This is a genomic window from Paenibacillus ehimensis NBRC 15659 (assembly GCF_004000785.1).
GTDB classification, from domain to species: Bacteria; Bacillota; Bacilli; order Paenibacillales; family NBRC-103111; genus Paenibacillus_G; species Paenibacillus_G ehimensis.
The window spans coordinates 1-21,511 of record NZ_BILX01000003.1 but is presented as its reverse complement, the minus strand read 5'-3'; the positions used below and the strand labels follow the sequence as shown (position 1 = coordinate 21,511).

Genomic DNA, 21,511 nt, shown 5'->3' with positions numbered 1-21,511 from the left:
GCATGAAGCTGCCGACAACAGACACTTTTGTACAGCGGCTACGCCACAGCGACTATTTCGTGCAACACCATCGTGTCCACGGCATCTGCACACTTCCGGGCGTCGTCCTGCTGGATATGGTGTACAGGCTCAGCGCCAGCTCGCTGCGAACGCAGGCCATCGAACTGAGAAACGTCGTCTTCAAGCAGCCTATCGTCACTTCCGAACAGTTCGACATCGATATTTATGCAGCGTTCACGCAGTTTGAAGACTACACGGAGATTACAGTCTCAAGCCGCAAAGTGCTGTCCGATAAAAACGCGGATACGGATGCAGCGGTTGTAGTTAATATGGAATGTCAGCTCTATATGCTGTACGGAACGGAAGCGGAGCGGCGGCCCGGCATTCCGGCTTTAAACCGGCAGGCGGACAAGCGGTGGGATATGGATGAGGTATACGCTTTTGCCCGTAAAGCCGACATTGAGCACTTTGCGTTTATGAAGACGCTCGGAACCGTTTACCGGCAAGGGCGGCATGAATGGATGGAGCTGCAATTAAGCAGCCTGGCGGAGCGGCATCTCGATAAATTTTATGCTCACGCTGCGCTGCTTGACGGGTCTACCTTCGCCGGAACGTCTTTCAGGATGGCTCGGAATGCGTCTCAGGAGGTGGCGGTGGATACCCCCTATATCCCGTTTACAATTGAAAGATTTGTCGTTTACGACAAGCTGCCGGCCCAAATTTACACGTATACAGAACAGACGGAAAGCGACATGTCGACCGACGCGGATATGATTTCCCGCAGTATTGCCATCTGCAATGAAGAAGGGAAAGTGCTGGCCGAATTCAGCAATTTGAAAGCGAAGCGCATCCGCCGGCCGCAGCTGATTACCGGCCTGATCGAAGCCGCGCCGCAGCCCGGTCCGAATGCAGCCAGGGCGGAGCTCCGCCAGGCGGCGAGACCGGAAAACGCCGACGACGATGATGTCGAAGCCGCGATCGCAGCGTTTCTTAAGCGGGAAATCGCTAGCGTGCTGAACACATCCGCCGAACGGATCGACCATCAAGCCGGTTTTTATGAGCTCGGACTGGATTCGATCCAGCTGTTGGAATTCGTGAAGCTGCTGGAGCGAAAAGTACGGGCGTCTCTATATCCGACGCTGCTGTTCGAGTATTCAACGGTTGAGAAGTTGACACAATATTTGCGGACGAACTGGGAGCATGCTTTTCGGGACGCCGCCGCCCCGAGTTCATCCGATCCATGTCCTGTTCGCAGCGAGGCTCCTCCTGTAAAGGGAACGGAAAATCAACCCCATGTCCCGAAGCAAGTGCGTCCGCTTATCTATGAGCCGGTATGGGTGCAGGCCGAACCGAATGAGCGATGTCTAGCGAAAGGATCGGTGAACCTTCCTCGTATCGTGGTGCTATACAACGAATCCGCGGGTTGGAAATCCCGAATCGAGCAGCTCCCGGGCGTCAGTCACGTCGTTGCGCTTCCATCCGGCATGCCGGATGCGACGGCGGAGTACCGGCAAAAATTCGCAGCCATGTTCACCCTGGTTCAACAACAGCTTCATTTGCATCACGAAGGGCTGCTGCTGCAAATCGTCGCGGACGCCGACGAGCGGGAGGGGGATGTCTTCGGGCTTGAGGGCCTGCTGAGAACTGCGGTTCTGGAATATCCCAAACTATGCGCCCAGATCATCAAATTGGACTTGTCCGGTCCGGCTGCGTGCGAGCAGGCAGCCGGGGTGATCGAGCGCGAAGCCTTGTCACGTTCAGCAGGCACGGCCAGTATTTGGTATAGAGGAGACCTATTGCAGCGCTGCGTTCGCCGGCTGAAGGAAACGGCGTTTTCAGCGTTGCCTCGCCAGACACCGTACCAGTCGCCGTATCAACCGGGCGGCGTGTACATCATTACGGGCGGAACGGGGGGGCTAGGGTATAGGCTTGCGCACCATATTGCCGGACAAACGAAGGCCAAGCTTGCCTTGATCGGCAGATCCGGCTACGATGCGGCTATCGAGCAAAAGCTTGAACGGATTCGCGAAAAAGGATCGGAAGCCGTCTATGTGCAAGCGGATATTACAAAATTTGGCGAGCTTGAGCAGGCCATAAACTTCCTCAGAGCGCAGTGGGGCCGGATTGAAGGGGTATTTCACTGTGCAGGCACCGTCAACGATCAACTGATCGCACACAAATTAGCCTCTGATTTGAACGACGTGCTGCTGCCCAAAATCCAGGGGATGTGGAATTTGGATCAGGCCCTGCAAAGCGAAGAGCTGGGCTTTTTTGTCGCTTTCTCCTCCGTATCGGCCGTGCTCGGCAATCGGGGGCAATCCGACTACGCGGGAGCAAACGCCTGCATGGACCGCATGGTGCTGCAGCGCAACGAGAATGTAAATAAGGGCCGCCGTTCGGGGCGAACTTATACGATAAACTGGCCGCTGTGGGCGGAAGGCGGCATGCGGATCGATGAAAAGCTGCGGCGGGCGATGTATGTTTCTTCGGGATTGACTCTGCTGCCCACAGAAGAAGGGATGCAGCTGCTTGATCGCATCCTGTCTCAAGATAAGCCGCAATTGACCGTACTTTACGGGGAAGACAATCTCATCCGCGAACATTTGCGGGCAAACTTGTTGCTTGAGGAACCGGATGCCAATGAAACGGGGGAGCAGGCGGTATCGGTTTCTAAGGAGTCAAGCCGAGAGAATATGCTTCATCAGGAGCCGGATGGAGAAGATATCGCCGTCATTGGCGTTGCGGGTCGCTATCCCAAAGCCGATAATCTGGACGAGTTTTATCGCAATCTGAAGGAGGGCAAAGATTGTATCGCGGGCATTCCCAAGGAAAGGTGGCAAAATCAACGCCTGCCCTATAACATCGACGATTACTACAAGTACGGCGGATTTTTGAACCGGATTGACGACTTTGATCCTTTGTTTTTTCATATTTCGCCTTATCAAGCGGAGATGATGGACCCGCAGTCGAGATTATTTTTACAGACCGCATGGGAAGCATGTGAAGACGCCGGTTTCCTCATTGACCGGAATCGCCATGACGATGCGCCGTCAGGCAGGAGGAGCGTGGGCGTATTTGCAGGGGTGTTCTGGAGCCACTACGAGCTCTTCAGCGCAGAGCTGTCGCAGCGCGGCGCGCCTGCAGCGTTCGGCGTCAATGCGGCGTCCATTCCGAATATGGTGTCTTACCATTTGAATTTTCACGGCCCGTCCATGGCAGTAGACAGCATGTGCTCGTCGTCGTTGACGGCCATTCATCTGGCTTGCGAAAGCATCAGGCGGGGGGAGTGCCGTTATGCCATTGCCGGGGGAGTCAACCTGGTGACGCATCCCCATAAATATGTGTTCCTTAAACAAGCAAAGTTCCTATCGACGGAAGGGAAGTGCCGCAGCTTCGGGAAGGGCGGCGATGGCTATGTGCCGGGCGAAGGGGTAGGAGCGGTCCTTATAACGACGGTGGCCGAAGCGGAAAAACATGGATACCCGATTTATGCCGTGATCAAAGGTTCGGCTCTGAACCATACCGGGCGAACTTCCGGAGCTACGGTTCCCGATCCTGTCACCCAGTCTGAAGTTATTGCAAGTGCATTGGCCGCAGCCCATATCGATCCCAGAACCATTGGCTATATTGAAGCGCATGGAACCGGCACGTCTTTAGGCGATCCGATTGAGCTGCAGGGGCTTGAGCGCGTTTATGGAGCGGCAGGCGCCGATAAGCAAACGTGCGCCATCGGCTCCGTCAAGTCCAGCATCGGGCATTTGGAGGCGGCGGCGGGCATAGCCGGCTTGACCAAATTGCTGCTGCAATTCAGGCACAAAGAAATATTTCCTTCCTTGCATGCGGAAGAGCTCAACCCGTTTATTCCTTTTGAGTCCACTTCCTTTTATGTAGAGCGCGGCAATAAAGCCTGGAGAAGAAAAGTTATGCTTGCAAACGGGCAAAAGTGGGAGATTCCGCTCCGCGCGGGCATCAGCTCCTTTGGCGCAAACGGCAGCAACGCCCATCTCGTCATGGAAGAATATGTTCCGCCGGCGCAGCCTGAGCCGGAATCATTATTCAGCGCGATAGCGGGGATCGTTCCATTGTCGGCTAAAAATGATGAGAGGCTTAGGCAGTATATACTCAAGCTCATGCAATATTTGTCCAATCCCCATCAGGAACTCCGGCTAGCCGATATCGCTTACACGTTCCAAACCGGGCGGAACGCCATGACCTGCAGAGCCGCTTTTATAGCTGCGGACGTTCGTGATCTGGTCGAGCAGCTCAAGCTTTATTTGGAAACCGGGCGGAAGAGGGCTTCCGGCAACGCTTCCGTCCCGTTAACGGCTATTCATTCGGGCACGGATCGGCATGATGCGGAAGCGTTGATTCGCGATCTGGCCAGCGCTGGGGATCTTGAACGTATTGCGCAATTATGGGAGGAGGGAATGTCTGTAGACTGGAACAGCTTGTATGGGGATGTCAAGCCAAAGCTGCTGCACGCCCCGACGTATCCTTTTGCCCGGAACAGCTATTGGGTCCCCGACGATCTTACACATTCCGGGGCAGGAGAATCAACACCCGGCGACAACGAGCCGGGGTCGGAACGTGCGGCTGTTTGTCAAGCTGGCGAAACCGATACTGACAGGTTGGCGGAAAAAATCCGGTCGTCCGTAACGCAGATGGCGGCCAAAATGCTGAAGGTCAAACCGTCGGAAATCGATGCGGCTGTCGAGCTGAGTGAGTACGGTTTCGATTCCATCCTGTTTACGGAACTGGCGAACCAAATGAATCGGGCATACGGGCTGGAGCTTACGCCGGCATTGTTTTTCGAGCGAACTACCGTTCTCCAGCTTGCCGAGTACCTCGTGCAAGAGTATCCAAATAAGCTGAGCGATGTATTGGCGGTTCCGGCAACAGCATTGGCAACGGCACCCGCAGCGAGGCCGCTGAACGCGTTCAACCGACCTCCTTCCGACCGGCCAAACGTTGGCTCGCATTCGGCGGCACAGGCAGCCGTTCCTCTATCCGATTACGCTCCGGCACAAAATGAACCTATCGCGATTATCGGCATGAGTGCCAGATTCCCGATGGCGGAGGATGTGGATCAGTTCTGGGATAATCTTGTCGGCGGCAAAGACTGCATGTCCGAAGTGCCCAAGGACCGTTGGGATTGGGAGGCGCATTACGGGGATCCGCATCAGGAGCGGCGGAAAACAAACGTCAAATGGGGCGGATTTATAACCGACATCGACAAGTTCGATCCGCTGTTTTTCGGCATATCGCCGCGGGAAGCCGATCTTATGGACCCGCAGCAGCGTTTGCTGATGATGTATATATGGAAAGCGATCGAGGATGCGGGTTACTCGGCTTCAAGCCTGTCCGGCACCGATATGGGGTTGTTCATTGGCACCGGCAGCAGCGGTTATAACGTACTGATGGCCCAATCTAATGAAGCGCTTGAAGCCTATTCGATTACGGCAACCGTGCCGTCGGTCGGCCCGAACCGAATGAGCCATTTCTTGAATGTGCACGGGCCCAGCGAACCGATTGAAACTTCTTGTTCAAGCTCGCTTGTCGCAATTCACCGAGCTGTCGCGGCGATCCGTTCCGGCGATTGCGATACGGCGGTGGCAGGTGGCGTGAACACCATTTTATCGCTCGAAGCGCATATCAGCTTGAATAAAGCAGGCATGCTGAGCAAGGACGGCAGATGCAAGGCATTTTCGGAACAAGCGGACGGTTACGCGCGCGGCGAAGGAGTCGGCATGATCGTCCTGAAGAAGCTTAAGGATGCCGAGCTTGCCGGGGATCATATTTACGGCATCATCCGCGGCACCGGCGTAAACCACGGAGGCAAAGCAAGCTCGCTCACCGCCCCGAATCCAAAGGCGCAGACGGCCCTGCTAAAAACCGCGTATGCCAAAGCCAATATCGATCCGGCGACGGTCAGTTTCATCGAAGCACACGGCACCGGCACGCCGCTTGGCGATCCGATCGAGATCAACGCGCTTAAATCGGCATTCCGGCAGCTTCAGCAGTTCGGTTCCCTGAACAGCGCCGCGCAGACGGGGCCTGCCTATTGCGGCATCGGCTCGGTAAAGACGAATATCGGTCATTTGGAAATGGCCGCCGGCATTGCCGGAGTTATCAAAGTACTTCTGCAGATGAAGCACAGGAAGCTCGTAAAAAGTCTGCATGCCGACAAGCTCAATCCTTATATCCAGCTCGAAGGCAGCCCGTTCTACATCGTCCGGGAAACACGTGAATGGACCGCTCTTAAAAATCGGGACGGCTACGATATGCCCAGAAGGGCGGGAGTCAGCTCCTTCGGATTTGGCGGATCCAACGCGCATGTCATATTGGAGGAATATATTCCGCGGGACGCTGCCCAACCATCGGATACGTTCGTAGTGTCGCCGCAAAACCCAGCGGTTATTGTGCTGTCGGCCAAAACGAAAGAGCGCTTGCAAGAACAGGCAAGACAATTGTTGAATGAGCTCCGCAAGCGCGATTATACGGACGAACAATTGGCCAGGATCGCCTACACGCTTCAGACAGGACGGGAAGCGATGGAGGCGCGTGCGGGCTTCATCGCCTCTTCCATCGGAGAGCTGGCCAATAAGCTGGAGATTTATTTGGAGCACGGCTCGGAAGCAGCAGAGGCGCATGAAGGCCTCGTGCAGCAAAACAAAGGAATGATAGCCCTATTTAAAGCGGATGAAGAATTGATGGAAGCGGTAGAGCAATGGATCAAACGGCGCAAGTACAATAAATTGCTGGAGCTGTGGGTGAAAGGACTCGATGTGGATTGGGAGGTGATTTACGGTGAATCAAGACCGCAGCGAATAAGTCTTCCGACTTACCCGTTCTGCAAGGAGAGCTGTTGGATCGGAAATCGGCGCCAATCCTATTCCGCCGATACCGCCAGTTTGGCGAGCGGGGAGAAGAGAGGAGCAGGACAGCCCGAAAATGAACCGGCAGTAAACGGTTCCGCTCAATCCGGGTTCGAGCCTGAGCATGCCGAGTATTCTGAGCATGAGGTGCTGCATATCATTGCCGACTTGCTGGGAGTACAACCGGATGAGCTCAAGTTGCAGGCTCCGTTATCCCAATACGGTATGAGTTCCATCTTAATGCTGCAACTGCTGCAGCGGCTGCAAACGAAGTTCGGACCGTCCGTCAATCCGTCCGATATTGCGGCGTGCGGTACGATCGGCGACATCATCGATATACTGACCGTTCCGAGCCATTGATTTCATTCCAAAAGGAGCTGACTGCATGATCATCGGTTTTATATTGCTTGCCATATGCTTGCTTCGCGTTCCCTCAGCTCTCATTTCCGCCCGCAACGAGAAGCGGATCAAGGCCAGCGGGGGGACTGAGTACGGAACAACCAACAGCAAGCTGTTAATTATTGTGCAAGGCTTCATTTATTTGAGCTGCATCGTATTTGCTTTTATAAATGACGTTCAATTTAACGTGCTGACGATCGTCGGACTGATTGTGTATGCGTTCTCCATGGCCAGCTTGGTTTACGTTATTCGCACACTTGGCCCGTTCTGGACGTTTAAGCTGTATATCGCCAAGGATCATCAGCTTGTGCAAAGCCCGCTTTTCAAACACATCCGCCATCCGAATTATTACATGAACATCATACCGGAACTGATCGCATTCGCGCTCATTTCCCAAGCATGGATCGTGTTTACGCCATTGTTTGTGCTGCATCTGCTCACGCTGTTCAACCGCATCGCACTGGAAGAGAAAGTGATGAAGGAGACATTTCGGCAGTATTAAGTTCGTGACAAAATCCCCCATGAAGAGAGGAATGAAGATGACAATGAAAACAAGAGAAAGCTTCCCCGATCTGAATCAAGTTACAGGGTTTACTACCGATGAAGAGAAATTCGAACCTTTCGGCTGGTACAAAAACATGAGGGAACATTCCCCGGTGCATTATGATGAAGGGCAGGATGTATGGAGCGTATTCAAGTATGATGATGTGAAAAGAGTCGCAGAGGATAAAGATTACTTCTCCAACGCCGTGCTCATTCCCGATATTTTGAAGGGAACCTTGATGGGGCTTGATCAGCCCAAACATACGATTACCCGCTCCTTGATCAGCAGAGCCTTTACACCGAATGCGATGACATCCTGGAGTCCGCGCATCGATTCCATCGTAGCGGAGTTAATGGCGTCTATTCGCGATCGCAGCAGGATCGATATCGTGCACGATTTTGCCGTGCCTCTACCGATGATTGTCATATCGGAACTGCTGGGCGTCCCTTCTTCGGATCGCGCGCAGTTCAAAGAATGGTGCAGTGCGCTGACGTTGGCGCCGCAGGAAAATACGCCTGAAGAGTACATGCGGGTATATGAGAAACAGGTGCAGGCCAGCGCAAAGCTCGTGTCATATTTTCAGGAAATTATTGAAGTGAAACGAAGCCAGCCTGCTGACGATATCATTTCCGACTTGATTCAGGCCGAGGAGGACGGATATAAGCTCTCCTCCGAAGAACTGCTTTCCAACTGCGTCTTTCTCCTGATCGCCGGCAATGAAACGACGACAAGCCTCATAACGAGCGCCATCTACAGCTTTCATGAGCACCGTTTGTTCGGGACATTGTACAAGCAGCCTGAATTCATTCCTTCCGGCATTGAAGAAGTGCTGCGTTACCGCTCGCCGTTTCAAAGATCCGTCCGCAAAGTCATTCAGGAAACGGAGATCGGCGGCAAAAAATTGAAGCCGGGCGACTATATCGTGTACTGGATCGGTTCCGCGAACCGGGATGAGGAGCATTTTGAACGTGCGGATGAACTTATCCTTGACAGGCGGAACAATAAGCATCTTGCCTTCGGCAAAGGCATACACGTTTGTTTAGGCTCCCAGCTCTCCCGTCTGGAGGCCAAAGCCGCACTCACTGCGCTGATTCAAGCTTACCCGGATATGGCCGTTGATCCGCTTTATCGGATCGACATGGCGTCCAGCAACGTATACGGCCTGAGAAGCTTGCCGGTGCAGCTTGGACAGCTCCATGAGTTAAAAGAGGCGAACTGAGCTCTTTCATTGAGTTAAAGGCGGGAGGCGGGGCTTGGGAAATCCCCGTCTCCCTATGCCGGTTGAAGGTTGTCCTGTTTAGGACTCTTCCATTTGCCCCGATTCCCGGCGACGCCAGCTCATGAAAAGCAAGGACAAAGCAAAGACCGTGAGGATCATCCCGAGCCATCGAAATCCCTCGAAGCTGAACTTACCTCCCATGACGATGCCTATCAACAATGAAGAGAGAATGGCCCCCAGGTTTCTCGATGTATTAAATATTCCGGATACTACACCGATTATTTCTTTTGGCGAACTTTTGAACAAGGCCGCTTGCATACCGACACTGTTCAACCCGTTGCTAATTCCGAAAGCTGCTAAAGTCAAACACACACTGATAACCGGCGAAGTTTGATTCAATGTCACGATCCACACCGACCCCAATGTCATTAACATGGCGGACAATAACAATGCCGGTCGAGGGCCTGATTTCTCGATCCATCGTCCTGCCAATGGAGAAGCAACGAGCGAGCATAAGCCTAAGCTTAACATAAGAATCCCTGTATGGAATTCGCTGACATGACGAACTGTTTGCAGGTAGGACGGAAGCCCGAAAAAGAGCGAGTAAAAAAGAACGTTAACGAGCATGAATTCGATATTGACCCAAGTCATCGCAGGATATTTGGCGAATGTGCGCAAAGGAATAAAGGGTGACGTCGTTTTTAACTCATGTCGTACGAAAGCCAAAAGCAGCATGAGGCCTATCAGCCCCACAATGACATATCTTAATGAGATATGCCCGGAAGATTTTGCTGACAGCAATCCAACGAGCAGGGCAATCAGGCCCACTGTGAAAAGCAGGATACCTGGCGCATCAATCCTATTCATCCATTTACGAAAGGACATGTTGCTTGCAACGGATGTTGGCGGCTCGTCCTTAGGAATTGTCCTCCAAGCTAATAGAAAGCTCGCTGCCACAAATGGAATATTGACGAAAAAGATAGCATGCCAATCCCGCCAGTGAATCAACACCCCGCCGATAAAGGGGCCAATGGCTGCCGCTCCGGATAGGAATATGGACAAGACAGACAGCGCAGTCGCTTGCTTCTCCGTAATCTGAATGCGCACAATGGCCATTCCAACTCCAACCATCATGCTTGTTCCGATGGATTGCACAATACGGAACACGATGAGCCACTCAAAGTTTGGTGATAGTGGAGCCAATAATGAGGCAATGAAGGCTACCAAAAGCCCGGTAAGAAATATCTTCTTGCGACCGAATAAATCACTGGCCTTTCCCATGACGGGTTGAGCGATAGCACTCGCAATGTAGAAAGAAAAAATAATCCAGGAAACCACGGTAAAGTCAAGTTGGAACACATTTTGCAACCTTGGAATAGCAACAGAAACCATCGAAGAATTTAATGGGTTCAAGAGTATCCCCAGTCCTACGGAAAGCATCAACCACCAGCTACGGGCATTCATTTTTGAGTTCCCCCCAGAGCGTTTTAATGATATCGTACTTGAAATAAGCTATTTACTCCAACGCATTTCATGTTATGATTTTATTGACTCGGAGGAATGAATGGAGAGGATGGAATGGAACTTCTTCAATTGCAATATTTTATCGCGGTAGCTCGATTGGAACATGTGACCGAAGCTGCACGAAGCCTGCACGTTACGCAATCGTCGCTGAGCAAAACGATTCAACGCCTGGAGGAGGATCTGGGGGTTCCTTTATTCGATCGAACAGGGAGGAATCTGCGATTGAATGAGTTCGGAAGCCGATTCCTTCGCCGTGCGGAAAGGGCTTTGTTTGAATTGGAACAGGGGAAGCAGGAGCTTAGCGATTTGTCCAGCCCGGAGCATGGCATAATCGAATTGGCGGTGACCAACGCAAGCACGCTGCCCAATATCCTTCGAGAGTTTCGCAAAAAGCATCCCCATATCCAATTTCATGTGCAAATGCTGACCACGCAGGAAATGGTTGCGCTTCTTCACCGTGGAGAGGTAGATTTCTGCTTGTCCTCACCTCCAATACAAGGGGATGACATTGAATGTCAAATCGTGTTCATCGACCCGATCCTTGTCGCTGTTCCAAAGGGGCATCGGCTGGCCGGCCGCAGCAGCGTATCTTTGACAGAACTTAAGGATGAATGGTTTGTCGGCGTAAAGAAAGGCTACCGCACTCGTGATTTAGTAGACTCCGTATGCAAGTCGGTTGGATTTGCGCCTAACTATGTGTATGAGGGAAATGAACCTGCCAGGCTAAGCGCTTTTGTGGAAGCCGGCATTGGTATTGGCTTCATACCAAGCACGGCAATGAATTCACGGGAACATATCCATTATCTTCAAGTAGAGGAACACGAATTGGTACGGGAGATTGCTTTATTACGGCACAAGAGTCGGTACATTTCGCGGGCTGCTCTGGAATTCCGCGAGGTCGTTGTAGAATATTTCGCGGCGATATCCAAACAGACCCTTTAACATGAGGGTAGACTTTTTTGCTTACTCTTGTCGGTTAGGCAACTACCCAATTATGCATGGACAATTACCCAAAAGGTATGCAGCCCAATATAATACCTTAAAACTAAGAGTAAGATAAGGAGTGATTGTGTTTGTATGATCGTCAATATCCACCTGAATATTATGAATGTATGACGTTCTGCCAAAGTCCGCCTAATCCAGGCACTTATCAGGAATGTCATGATGCATGCAGATTAAATTTCCCGCCAAGACCTGACTACGGGTACAATCCGTACTTAGTGCCAACAGCATACACACCTGCATCTTATGGTCTAAGTCAAGCAGCAGCGACAGCACCACTGGCTTGGGAAAATGATCCTTGTTATCAAGCATGCATAAGATCGGGAGCGACACATGAAGACTGTCTATGGTCTTGCGGATGGTAGAAGTAAACAAAATTGGAACAAACATAAAAAAATCCACCATGTATAAGGTGGTTTTTTTATCATATCAAATGTAACAAACATATAATCGTCGTCGTGCGCGCGCGGGATATTCTTATCTGTCAAATCGGATGTAACCATCTAATCGAATATTGAGCTACAACAGATTTACTAACGTCTTGATTCGGAAAAATAACTCTAAAATGTTGAAGATCTCCATAATAAACATAGTCTATATCTATATGTCTGGGGCTTCCGATGCTTAAGTAACCTCCAAGTCTTATATACCTGGCAAATATTGTAGGTTGATCACGTGAAATAGCAACTCTCGCCGTTGACCCTATTCTATGCATCTCTCCAACGCCTATTGTGACAGGTGTATCTGTCGAAAACATATTAAAAGATTCTTTTTCCATCTGGTTTTGATACAATGTTTTTGCATAAAGATGACCAGAGATTTCTAATGGTCCTCCATCCAAGTTGTGGCCATAAGAAATTCCGATGAGTGTTACTTCAAGCATCACCGCCATTTTTACATCTCCTTTCAAGTTTTTAACTAGCGAAGGCAATATCCCTCCCAAACTCTAACCTTACCCTGGCCTGCATGGGCAAAAGACCGCACCCCATAGGCACCCCTTCCGCACTTCTCCGTATCTATCCATAATTGCACTTTTTCGATTGTTCGAACCGATACGATTTTATTCCCAAGATAATCTGAATATGCACTTGCTTTAAAATAAACCCGTGCAGCTGCGCGCCGCTCGAGATACGAAGTTTGTCCGGATCCGGGGCTCGTCCCTGGTCAGGAGATGTTTCCTGGCCTTATTTGTTTTTCACGCCCCTCCGGTGACCGTTCGCGCATCTCTTTAGTGCTGGACTCCTCTTTGTTTTTTGATAAAATGGGAATAACATGAAGTCCACTATTAAGGAAGGGCGTGCCTTTCGTGAAGAAGCTACCGTCCACAGATACCGATCCGAGGTCAAAACAAAAGAACAACGCCGGGAATGATCGGAGCAAAACCATCGGGCAATCCATCGACCTTCACTCCATACAGCAAAAGGTCATGCTTTCCTCCGGTTCTTCCTTGACGCGGGATGTCGCTTACCTGCAGCGAACCTTCGGCAACCGGCACACTGCACAGCTATTGAAGGCTGCGACAGAAGGGCATCGCAACGGCGCTTCCCAGCCCCTGCACGCCCATCATGCAGACAACCCCGGTGCATCTCCTCTCAATGCAGCGCGGACGGACACCATTCAAAGACTCGTAACGTATAAAGGAGCGCTTGCCGAGCTGGACGAGGAGGACGATGATTTCAAAAACCTTCCCCCCGATCAACAAACAAAAGTCCGGAACCAGCATCAGGATCGCACCCAGACTTACGACTATCCGGATCAGGCTTCTTTTTATGCGCATGTTGGCGGAGACACCGATCCTGGCAAAGCGCCGAAAATCACGGCCATAGACCCCAAAAATCTGGAAAAAGCCAAGCGGAGGAAAAACCGGACAGCTTTCTACCGAAAGCACAAGAAAATCGGCCCCGTCACCAATAATCCCCATTTCAACAAGCCTGAAAACAAGGGAATGCTGCCTGTCTTTTATCCCATGTCCCAGAAAGGCCTGGATGAAAAATCAGTGCAATGGACCAAGAACCCGATGACCGATCAATATGAACTGTTCCGGAGCAAGGATCTCACCGCATCCCAGGAACAGGAACTGGACGAAATGTCGTTAACCGTCATTGAGGAGAAAAAAAGCGGTAAAGTTCACTGGACCGCCCACGTCGGTTCCAACCCGGTCTCCAGCTTCACCGATACCGATATCAAGAGCCGCCCTTCCGGCAAGCGTAAATCGGAATATGGAGGAGCAACACTGGAAGATTTTGCTGAAGATTCCGTCGGACCTACCAGTATGAACCTTACGGATCGGAGCAGTCACTACAAGAAAAAGAAAACCAAGAAAAAGCCTCAAGCGACCCGTGGCCATCAACAAGCCTATGAAGATACCATCACGAAACCAAGCGAGAAAACAAGATTGATCTTGGGGTCGGGCCAAAAGCAAGTTTTTAAAGCGAGCAAAAGCAAAAATATTCGCACAACCGACCAAGAACAGGAACCGCTCCCAAGCGGAACTATTCCATCCGCCATGAGTCCGGAGCAGTATGATGTAGGGCAGCATGGCAGACGCACACAATTCGAGACGCCGACCCGGAAAGAGAAAGGGGTATATTTCGAGGTCAATGAGCTTACTTCAGACTCCGGTACGACCATAGGCGGGCTGGACATTCCGGGCAAAAAATATTATGCCTCCGCTTCCAAGGACCGCAAGCCTCTAAAGGCCGCCGTATTCGATCAATACGCCCCGGTGTACAGTGAAAAAGAAGATGCCGGCGGTTGGGGTGAATATACCGACGAAAACAAAATCGATCCGGACGATTTGCCTCAGCAGCATTTTTTTGCAAGCGACGAGGAAGTGGACTTTTCCGATTCCGATACGGAACCGGCAACACCTCAATTTTTGCCGCAATTTGAGGAATCGATAGACTTTTTTTCACCCGACGAGCTCCAGCTTGGTCAGGCGTTAGGGCAGACCTGGCAAGGTCATGACGATTGGATTGTTAGCGAATATCTGGCCAATACCACAGCAGGCTTTAAATATAGGTTGACCCGAACCCGGTTCGCCTAATAGCTTGCAAAATAGCCATCGATATAGCCAAAGAAAAGAGCGAGGTTCGTGGTCAGTTGCACGAGCGCTCGCTCTTTTTGCTACGCTGTTGTAATGAATAGGATAGGGTAGGGGTTCCGAATCTCATCATTTAAAGATTCTTAAACATGCTGGTATCTTAAGTTCTAGTTTGCAAAACTTCTCCTTTGGGTAACGGGAGCTTCATCCGGTACCCTATCACAGTTGATCTTTCTGGTGCAAATGCTGCTGATAGTGTAGCAGAGGAAGATGAAAAACTGGAATTAACCGTTGATATTCTTGTCAATAATGCTGGTTTGCCGAAAGTGGCTTTACGACTCCTCCTATTCTAGAAGGCAATAGGGCGTAGGTTGTCGAATAACTCATAAACCACATTGTAAGGAGCGACAATCCAGTGACTTTGATTAAAACTTTTACTGAGGGCGACGAAATCATCGGGTTTTATTTGCTGAAGAAAGCCGATATAAAGCAAACCAATTCAACACCTCCGAAAGATTATTTTGATATTGTCTTGGCTGATACTAGCGGAGAAATCCCAGCGAAGCTCTGGGATGTTTCTCCTGTCGATAAAGAGACATACTTCCCGATGATGCTGGTAAAGGTGCAGGGACTTGTTCAAATGTATCGTGAAAAGCCTCAGATGAAGATTAACCGAATTCGGAAGGCAACTGAAGAGGATGGGTATACGCTGACGGACTTTATCAGATCAGCACCGATTCAACCGGTAGATCTGGTACATATGATCAAGCAAACTTCAGCAAGCATTCAGGACAGCGAAATTAGAGGCGTGGTGGAGTTCTGTATCTGCAAGGTAGAAGAGAGGCTTATGCATTATCCGGCTGCCAAGGGAATGCATCACGCTTACTATGCGGGGCTGGCTTATCATATTTGTCGGATGCTTGAGCTCGGTGAATTTGTGGCAAAGCAGCGTCCATTCCTTAATCTCGACCTAATCAAAGCCGGCATTATACTGCACGACATTGCGAAACCTGAGGAGATGAATGCAGAACTCGGGATTGTGACGGATTATAGCTTTAAAGGGAAGCTGCTGGGACATATTTCATTAGCGGCAAACTGGATTATTGAAGCCGCTATTGCTTTGGGAATGGATATTTCGTGTGAGAAAATCGTGCTACTCCAACACTTGGTTCAATCTCGGGGAATGGGGCAGCCCGGTGCAGCCACAAATTCCTGAGGCAGTAGCGTTGCATTATATCGATACGCTAGATGCAAAGCTTCAGGCTGTCGAGGATGCGTTAGATTCGATGCCTGATTCGGAGGAATGGACGCAGCCGCTGAAGATCATTGAGAATAAACAAATTTACCGGAGGAGAAAATAAACGATTTTAAAACTGATTCATGATCATACAGCTTCGGCATTATCGTGTCGAGGCTTTTTAGCATGTAGTCTGAGACAATTGGCATTGGCACACTTAGCTGACTGACGGTTTTCATGAGATGCTTTAAAATATTGTTGACTAGACACCGAATGGTGTCCTATAATCAAATGGACACCAAATGGAGTCCAATTGGGAATTGGGATTTTGCAATTTTTGCTGCTGCATGAATAAGTTTCACTCGAATCAACAATTATGAGGAGAAACATGGGGGACACTTGAAACGGTGAAGATATTAGGGTATCCGGTATACTTTCTGATCATTCTCGGGATTTGGAAAGTGCTTGGGCGATAGCCATCCTAATGCCGGGTTTTCCGCGGCTTAAAGAATGGGCATACGCAGGGATTTTCGTTGATATGACGGGCTCAGCTGCATCACATCTATTCGTGGGAGACTACGGGGTTTATCTGCACCCTATTTGGAGCGCTTTTGGTTTTGCAATCCTAGCTCTCGTCAAGTGGGTGCTGCGTCCGAAGAGCCGTAAACTTTAAGGAGGTGGTGAAATTAACGGCTGCCCTCGTATACTATTGATGTCTAATACAGAAAATAATATTTTGGTGGGGGTGCTATGAGCGAGAACAACCAGTTGCGGGATGTGTTTGACGCGATTGCAGATCCAACTAGGCGCCGACTGATTCGTATGTTGTCAGAGGCAGAGGAGCTGCCGCTTCATGAGTTAACGGCGCAGTTTCAAATGGGCCGTACGGCGGTATCCAAGCATTTGACAATTCTTAAAGAGGCCGGATTGGTATTTGACCGAAAAGTCGGCAGAGAAACGCGATTTAGGCTAAACGCTTCCCCACTCAAAGAAATTCAAGATTGGGTGGCTTTCTACAGCAAGTTCTGGAGTTCGAATATGTTGCGCTTAAAACAACTATTAGAGGAGGAAGAACAATGAGTTTAACATTATCCTTGGATTTTCAGTTTACGACATCGATCGAGAAGCTTTGGTCCGCCTTAACCGATTCAAGCAAGCTTGCCAAGTGGGTGGCCAACATCCACACCGGTCAGCCGATGGAGAATGATTTTAAGCCCGTCGTAGGACACCGTTTTCAGTTTCGCACTCAGCCGACCGAATATTGGAATGGGATTATTGAAGGCGAAGTGCTTATCGTAGAGGAACCAAACCGGTTGTCCTATACTTGGGCTAGCGGAGAGAAGCACACGGTCACCTGGACGCTCCAGGATTTAGGGGACGGAAAGGTTAACCTTCATCTCGAACAAACCGGAATCTCAAATGAACAAGCACTCGCAGGCGCTAAGTATGGCTGGGGTAAATGGTGCGGCGAGCTTGAGAAGGTGTTGGAACAATAACCGCATTCGGTTCCAAAACAAAGCAAACGGCTCGGTATTGGACTTAGCCGTTTGCTCTTTTGTACAAGTATGGATACGATCAAAGAGTGATCATTCTTGACTGTCAGCTGATCGAAAATTTGAAGAGGGGTGTTTCTTGATGACAAAAGGTGAAAGAAATCCTAAAATTGACCCATTTTTTAGTAAGGCTAAAAAGTGGAAGGAAGAATTCGAGATGTTGCGAACGATTGTTCTTGACTGTGAGCTAATCGAAGAATTTAAGTGGATGCATCCTTGTTACACGTTTCAGAATAAAAACATCGTTTTAATACATGGATTTAAAGAATACTGCGCGCTTCTGTTTCACAAAGGTGCCTTGTTAAAAGACCCCCATGGGATCCTCATCCAACAAACGGAGAATGTACAGGCAGCTCGCCAGATCCGGTTCACCAATGTTCAAGAAATAGATGATATGCAACTTATCTTGAAAGCTTATATTGATGAAGCCATTGAAATCGAAAAAGCCGGTTTGCAAGTGAACTATAAAAAGAATGCGGAATACATCATTCCTGAAGAATTACATAACAAATTCGTTGAAATCCCTGACTTGAAGACTGCTTTTGAAGCATTGACGCCGGGAAGGCAAAGAGCGTACATTCTTCATTTTTCTCAACCCAAACAATCCAAAACCCGTGAATCAAGGATTGAAAAATATTTGCCGCATATTCTCAATGGAAAGGGATTAAATGATTAGGATATTCGAATGAATCAAACTTTAGTCTCACATAAAAACGGAGACGTTAGTTCAATGACTTTAAACCGCATCCTAGGCCGGGTTTGCTGCATTTTTTGCGACCATACTGCCCGGATTCGGGACCTCCTCTGGCGCCGCGCAGTGGGTTGACAACTCCTGCGCTGTGTCTGTCTACACTCGCTTTGTCGGCAAGATCGCTTGGCTATCGATACGGGCACGAACATACGTTTCCAATTGATGTCATTTTGTTCGCGCGGCATATCACGATCCGGCTCGACGGCCAAGGTCATCATTTTATATCTAGTTTCTCCAATAAGAAAACATACATTAGTAATTACGGCGCAGCAATCCCCGATGATTCATTATGCAATTTCCAAATTAGCCGAGGCGGGAATCCGCGATATTTTACTCGTTACAGGAAAACACTTCGGCGGGTTGTTTATGGACTATATCGGCAACGGCCGAGAGTGGAACGTCCGTATCTCGTTTAAAGTGCAGGAAGAGCCGGGAGGCATCGCTCAAGCTCTTGCCTGGGCGGAGGTACGGAGTGCCGGTCATTGAGGAGAAGCCGGAATTGCCGGAATCGTCCTATTGCGTAACTGGCATCTACATGTACGACGCCGGGGTTTGATATCATTCGAACGGTCCAGCCTTCGGCGAGAGGCGAAATGGAAATTACGGACGTAAACAATATGTATGCGGCCCGCGGTATGCTCTCCTATGGCATTCTGAGCGGATGGTGGATCGATGCGGGAACCCACCTTTCGTTCAGGGAGGCCGCCCAAAGAATGGAAGAGGAGGTCACGCCATAAGGCTCAAGTTTCCACCGACGAGGTGTACGATACGCTTGGGCCGGAGGGGCTCTTTACGGAGACGACGCTGCTGCTTGAGCCCAGCAGTCCTTACTCGGCAAGTAAAGCGGGGGCGGATCTGCTTGCCCGCGCGTATTTCGAAACGTCCGGTTCCCCGTGATCGTTACCCGCTGCTCGAATAACTACGGACCTTTCCAGTTTCCGGAGAAGCTGATTCCGACCCTCATCCCTGGGCTCTCCGAGATTAGCCCGTATACGGCGACGGCCTGAATGTGCGCGATTGGCTGCATGTATACGACCACTGTGCCTCGGTCGAGAGGGTGATTGAGGCAGGGAGGTATACTACGGCGGGGGTAGCAACGAAAAAATGAACCTATATAAGTTGAACTAAAGATTATAACCTTACAAGAAGGCGGTCTATGACCTTCTGAGGGGATGCATTTAACCGTTTCATGAATTTTGAAACGTGCAATCGAATACGGTAAAACTTTTTGAAGTAGACATTATTGATGACATCCTGGCGAACCCACTTCCACAGGCCTTCTGTCAGATTTAGCTTAGGGCTATATTTCGGAAGGAATACTAAGTGTAGCCGTTTATGCTTGTCAAGAAACGGCTTGAGTTGGGAGGCATGATGGATGCGGCTGTTATCGAGAACCATGAAGATTTTCCCTTCGGGGTATTCCTCAAGGATATCGCCGAGAAAACGCAAGAAAGCATTCACATCACATTGTTCTTCTTCTCGATGCGTAATGTGGCCGGTCTCATAGTTGATTGCTGCAAATAACTTCGCACCTTCATGCTTGCCTGTCGTGATGATCTTTCGCTGCTGCCCTTTGCGGAACCAGTTATACTGAAGCGCTTGGTAGGCTCGTATCATGGCTTCATCTTCAAACAATAGATGATCGATTTCCCCTTCAAGAAGCTGTTTTTTGAGCGCAGGGAACGTGTTGGTGCGAAATTCTTCCTGTTCCTCGGCACTTGCATTCGCCAGTGTGTACGTCGCTTTCGTATAGCTGAATCCGAGACGTTGTAACAGCTTTGAAACGCCTTTTTGGGTATACCGTTGCTTAAATTCTCGTTCAATCCAGTCCGCAATAAGCTGCAGGGTCCAGGTGTAATGAGCTTCAAAACCAACATCAGCCGGTTGCTTTTTTTCAACGGTGTTCGCAAGTTCATCCAATTGCACATCCGTTAGCTTTACTGGTTTGCCAGGAGAATGATCAAGTTCTAGTCCTTCGAGTCCGTTTTTCCTGTAGGTAGTCCAATACCGACTAATGGTTTGATAAGCACGATTAAGGAGCGTACCTATTTCCGTGAACGTATGTCCCTCTAAATAAAGCCGAACAGCCAAATAACGTTCGTATAAGCGTTTGTTGCTTCTCTCATGGCTTCATTCAGATTCTGAATTTCATCACGTCGATTCATGATTATCGCCTCCGGGCTGGTCCTTTTCTAAACCATTACCCGATTCTCGCGGCTATGAATGTTAAAAGTTCAACTTATATAGAACTCGTTCACCGCATTTTGCAGGAGCTGGGCAAGCCGGCCTCGCTGATCGAGTTTGTCCCCGACCGGTTGGAGGATGACCGGCGTTATGCGGTCGATTCGGGTAAAATTCGCTCGCACCCCGGGTAGAATCCCGCATACCGGTTTGAACACGGCATTCTGCAAACCGCAATGGTACGTGAGCCTCGCGGCATAGTGGCAAAGTATACTGGATGGGACTTACTGTCAGACCAACCATGCTGGGGGAGGATGACATCGACGCGTTCACCCGGTTCCAGTTGGATGTAACGAGCATGCAGGCGGTGAGCGGGACGATCGCGGGGCGCGCCCCGATAGACAGGGTCCGTACACTAAGCGATACTGATTCTGCGTTATCTACAAAGGCAGGCTGTTATCTGCCTTTTTGTTGTTTTAGGAAGCAGCTGGCAGTAATAGTTGGCAATAATGTCGGCAGACCGGGCGATATGGGCTAGCAAATGCTCCGTGACCGATTGTAGCCAGGAGCGGCTTTATGGCCCAATAACCGTTTACGGTCAATGTGAAAAGCGCAAAGAACAATCTCATAGTCCTGCAGGAACTTATAAACGCGATAATCTACAAATGGAGCGTCATTCTCGGGCAATGGAATGTCCTTGTCTTGCCAATGGTGGACGTTGTTCCACCGATTCTTTTTTCGTTTCCGAGACAATCACCACGCAGCCGGGAACGGTAGATATTCTGATCAGGCAGGAGCAGATAATCGACCTCTGGCAAGATCGTTTTGCCAGCGAAACCGAATAGCTTCGGTTGTACCCGAAATTTTGAAAAGGCTCAAAGTGAACGGTGCCGGGTATGCCGCGCGCGAAAATTTCCAACATTCTCCCAAACACCATTTGGTAGAGCCCTATCGCAAATTCTCTTTTTCCGCAACGTTCGGTGATGAAGATATAGGATTGAACACGATATATCCCTCGCTTTTTTACAGTTTCCGAGTTATAGATTAAAAAAGAGGCTGTCGAGAGAAGCCCTCGACAGCCAGTTCATATTGGCGGAACTTATCTGTTCTAAATGAAGGTCCTTGCGGCCCGGGTTCGCCAATTTCGCCTTATAGCGGCCCTTGGGGTCCTTGAGGCCCTTGA

At 49.9% G+C, this 21,511-nt stretch carries 12 protein-coding genes and 6 pseudogenes; 15 read left to right on the top strand and 3 right to left on the bottom strand.

The features are described 5' to 3' along the window. Nucleotides 1-2: 2 nt before the first annotated feature. The 5 genes and pseudogenes from PEH01S_RS02420 to PEH01S_RS02410 form a co-directional block, all read left to right on the top strand. Nucleotides 3-4,268: pseudogene (locus PEH01S_RS02420) on the top strand (SDR family NAD(P)-dependent oxidoreductase); the annotation flags it as partial. A gap of 360 nt (nucleotides 4,269-4,628) precedes the next feature. After that, a pseudogene (locus PEH01S_RS36080) lies at nucleotides 4,629-6,938 on the top strand (beta-ketoacyl synthase N-terminal-like domain-containing protein); the annotation flags it as partial. 84 nt (nucleotides 6,939-7,022) lie between these two features. Continuing rightward, a complete protein-coding gene (locus PEH01S_RS36075; RefSeq protein ID WP_407669411.1) occupies nucleotides 7,023-7,235 on the top strand; it encodes an acyl carrier protein in 213 nt (70 codons plus the stop codon). A gap of 25 nt (nucleotides 7,236-7,260) precedes the next feature. Beyond that, nucleotides 7,261-7,776 (top strand): isoprenylcysteine carboxylmethyltransferase family protein, encoded by a 516-nt coding sequence (locus PEH01S_RS02415; protein WP_025848255.1) that lies wholly within the window; start codon nucleotides 7,261-7,263, stop codon nucleotides 7,774-7,776. Nucleotides 7,777-7,813: 37 nt separating this feature from the next. Beyond that, complete coding sequence (locus PEH01S_RS02410; RefSeq protein WP_164827640.1) at nucleotides 7,814-9,037, top strand: cytochrome P450; 1,224 nt, start codon at nucleotides 7,814-7,816, stop codon at nucleotides 9,035-9,037. 78 nt (nucleotides 9,038-9,115) lie between these two features. Here the strand turns inward: PEH01S_RS02410 and PEH01S_RS02405 are convergent, their stop codons facing one another. After that, nucleotides 9,116-10,501 carry an MFS transporter gene (locus tag PEH01S_RS02405; RefSeq protein ID WP_127483819.1) on the bottom strand — a complete coding sequence of 462 codons (1,386 nt, stop codon included), beginning with the start codon at nucleotides 10,499-10,501 and terminating at the stop codon, nucleotides 9,116-9,118. Nucleotides 10,502-10,615: 114 nt separating this feature from the next. Between PEH01S_RS02405 and PEH01S_RS02400 the strand changes: the two genes are divergently transcribed. Continuing rightward, nucleotides 10,616-11,503, top strand: coding sequence for a LysR family transcriptional regulator (locus PEH01S_RS02400; RefSeq protein WP_025848258.1), 888 nt, complete (start codon nucleotides 10,616-10,618; stop codon nucleotides 11,501-11,503). 544 nt (nucleotides 11,504-12,047) lie between these two features. Here PEH01S_RS02400 and PEH01S_RS02395 read toward each other — a convergent pair. Then, a complete protein-coding gene (locus PEH01S_RS02395) occupies nucleotides 12,048-12,455 on the bottom strand; it encodes a hypothetical protein (RefSeq protein WP_127483818.1) in 408 nt (135 codons plus the stop codon). A 414-nt stretch (nucleotides 12,456-12,869) separates the two neighbouring features. Between PEH01S_RS02395 and PEH01S_RS02390 the strand changes: the two genes are divergently transcribed. The 8 genes and pseudogenes from PEH01S_RS02390 to PEH01S_RS02355 all read left to right on the top strand — a co-directional run. After that, complete coding sequence (locus tag PEH01S_RS02390; protein WP_127483817.1) at nucleotides 12,870-14,609, top strand: hypothetical protein; 1,740 nt, start codon at nucleotides 12,870-12,872, stop codon at nucleotides 14,607-14,609. A 412-nt stretch (nucleotides 14,610-15,021) separates the two neighbouring features. After that, nucleotides 15,022-15,967: pseudogene (locus PEH01S_RS02385) on the top strand (3'-5' exoribonuclease YhaM family protein). 360 nt (nucleotides 15,968-16,327) lie between these two features. Beyond that, nucleotides 16,328-16,516, top strand: a complete 189-nt coding sequence (locus PEH01S_RS02380; protein ID WP_246062770.1) for a DoxX family protein — start codon at nucleotides 16,328-16,330, stop codon at nucleotides 16,514-16,516. A 77-nt stretch (nucleotides 16,517-16,593) separates the two neighbouring features. Beyond that, complete coding sequence (locus PEH01S_RS02375; RefSeq protein ID WP_025848263.1) at nucleotides 16,594-16,923, top strand: ArsR/SmtB family transcription factor; 330 nt, start codon at nucleotides 16,594-16,596, stop codon at nucleotides 16,921-16,923. Next, nucleotides 16,920-17,339, top strand: coding sequence for an SRPBCC family protein (locus PEH01S_RS02370; protein ID WP_025848264.1), 420 nt, complete (start codon nucleotides 16,920-16,922; stop codon nucleotides 17,337-17,339). The genes PEH01S_RS02375 and PEH01S_RS02370 overlap by 4 nt, the downstream gene beginning before the upstream one ends. 139 nt (nucleotides 17,340-17,478) lie before the next feature. Next, complete coding sequence (locus PEH01S_RS02365; RefSeq protein ID WP_025848266.1) at nucleotides 17,479-18,072, top strand: YdeI/OmpD-associated family protein; 594 nt, start codon at nucleotides 17,479-17,481, stop codon at nucleotides 18,070-18,072. Nucleotides 18,073-18,309: 237 nt separating this feature from the next. Then, nucleotides 18,310-18,884 (top strand): annotated as a pseudogene (locus PEH01S_RS02360) (sugar phosphate nucleotidyltransferase). Between the two features lie 4 nt (nucleotides 18,885-18,888). Beyond that, a pseudogene (locus PEH01S_RS02355) lies at nucleotides 18,889-19,260 on the top strand (GDP-mannose 4,6-dehydratase); the annotation flags it as partial. 18 nt (nucleotides 19,261-19,278) lie between these two features. On the opposite strand, the pseudogene PEH01S_RS02350 reads toward PEH01S_RS02355, so the two are convergent. Next, nucleotides 19,279-20,312: pseudogene (locus tag PEH01S_RS02350) on the bottom strand (IS630 family transposase). A gap of 54 nt (nucleotides 20,313-20,366) precedes the next feature. Between PEH01S_RS02350 and PEH01S_RS34445 the strand changes: the two are divergent. After that, on the top strand, nucleotides 20,367-20,522 hold the full coding sequence (locus PEH01S_RS34445; protein WP_164827638.1) for a hypothetical protein: 156 nt from the start codon (nucleotides 20,367-20,369) through the stop codon (nucleotides 20,520-20,522). Nucleotides 20,523-21,511: the final 989 nt, after the last annotated feature.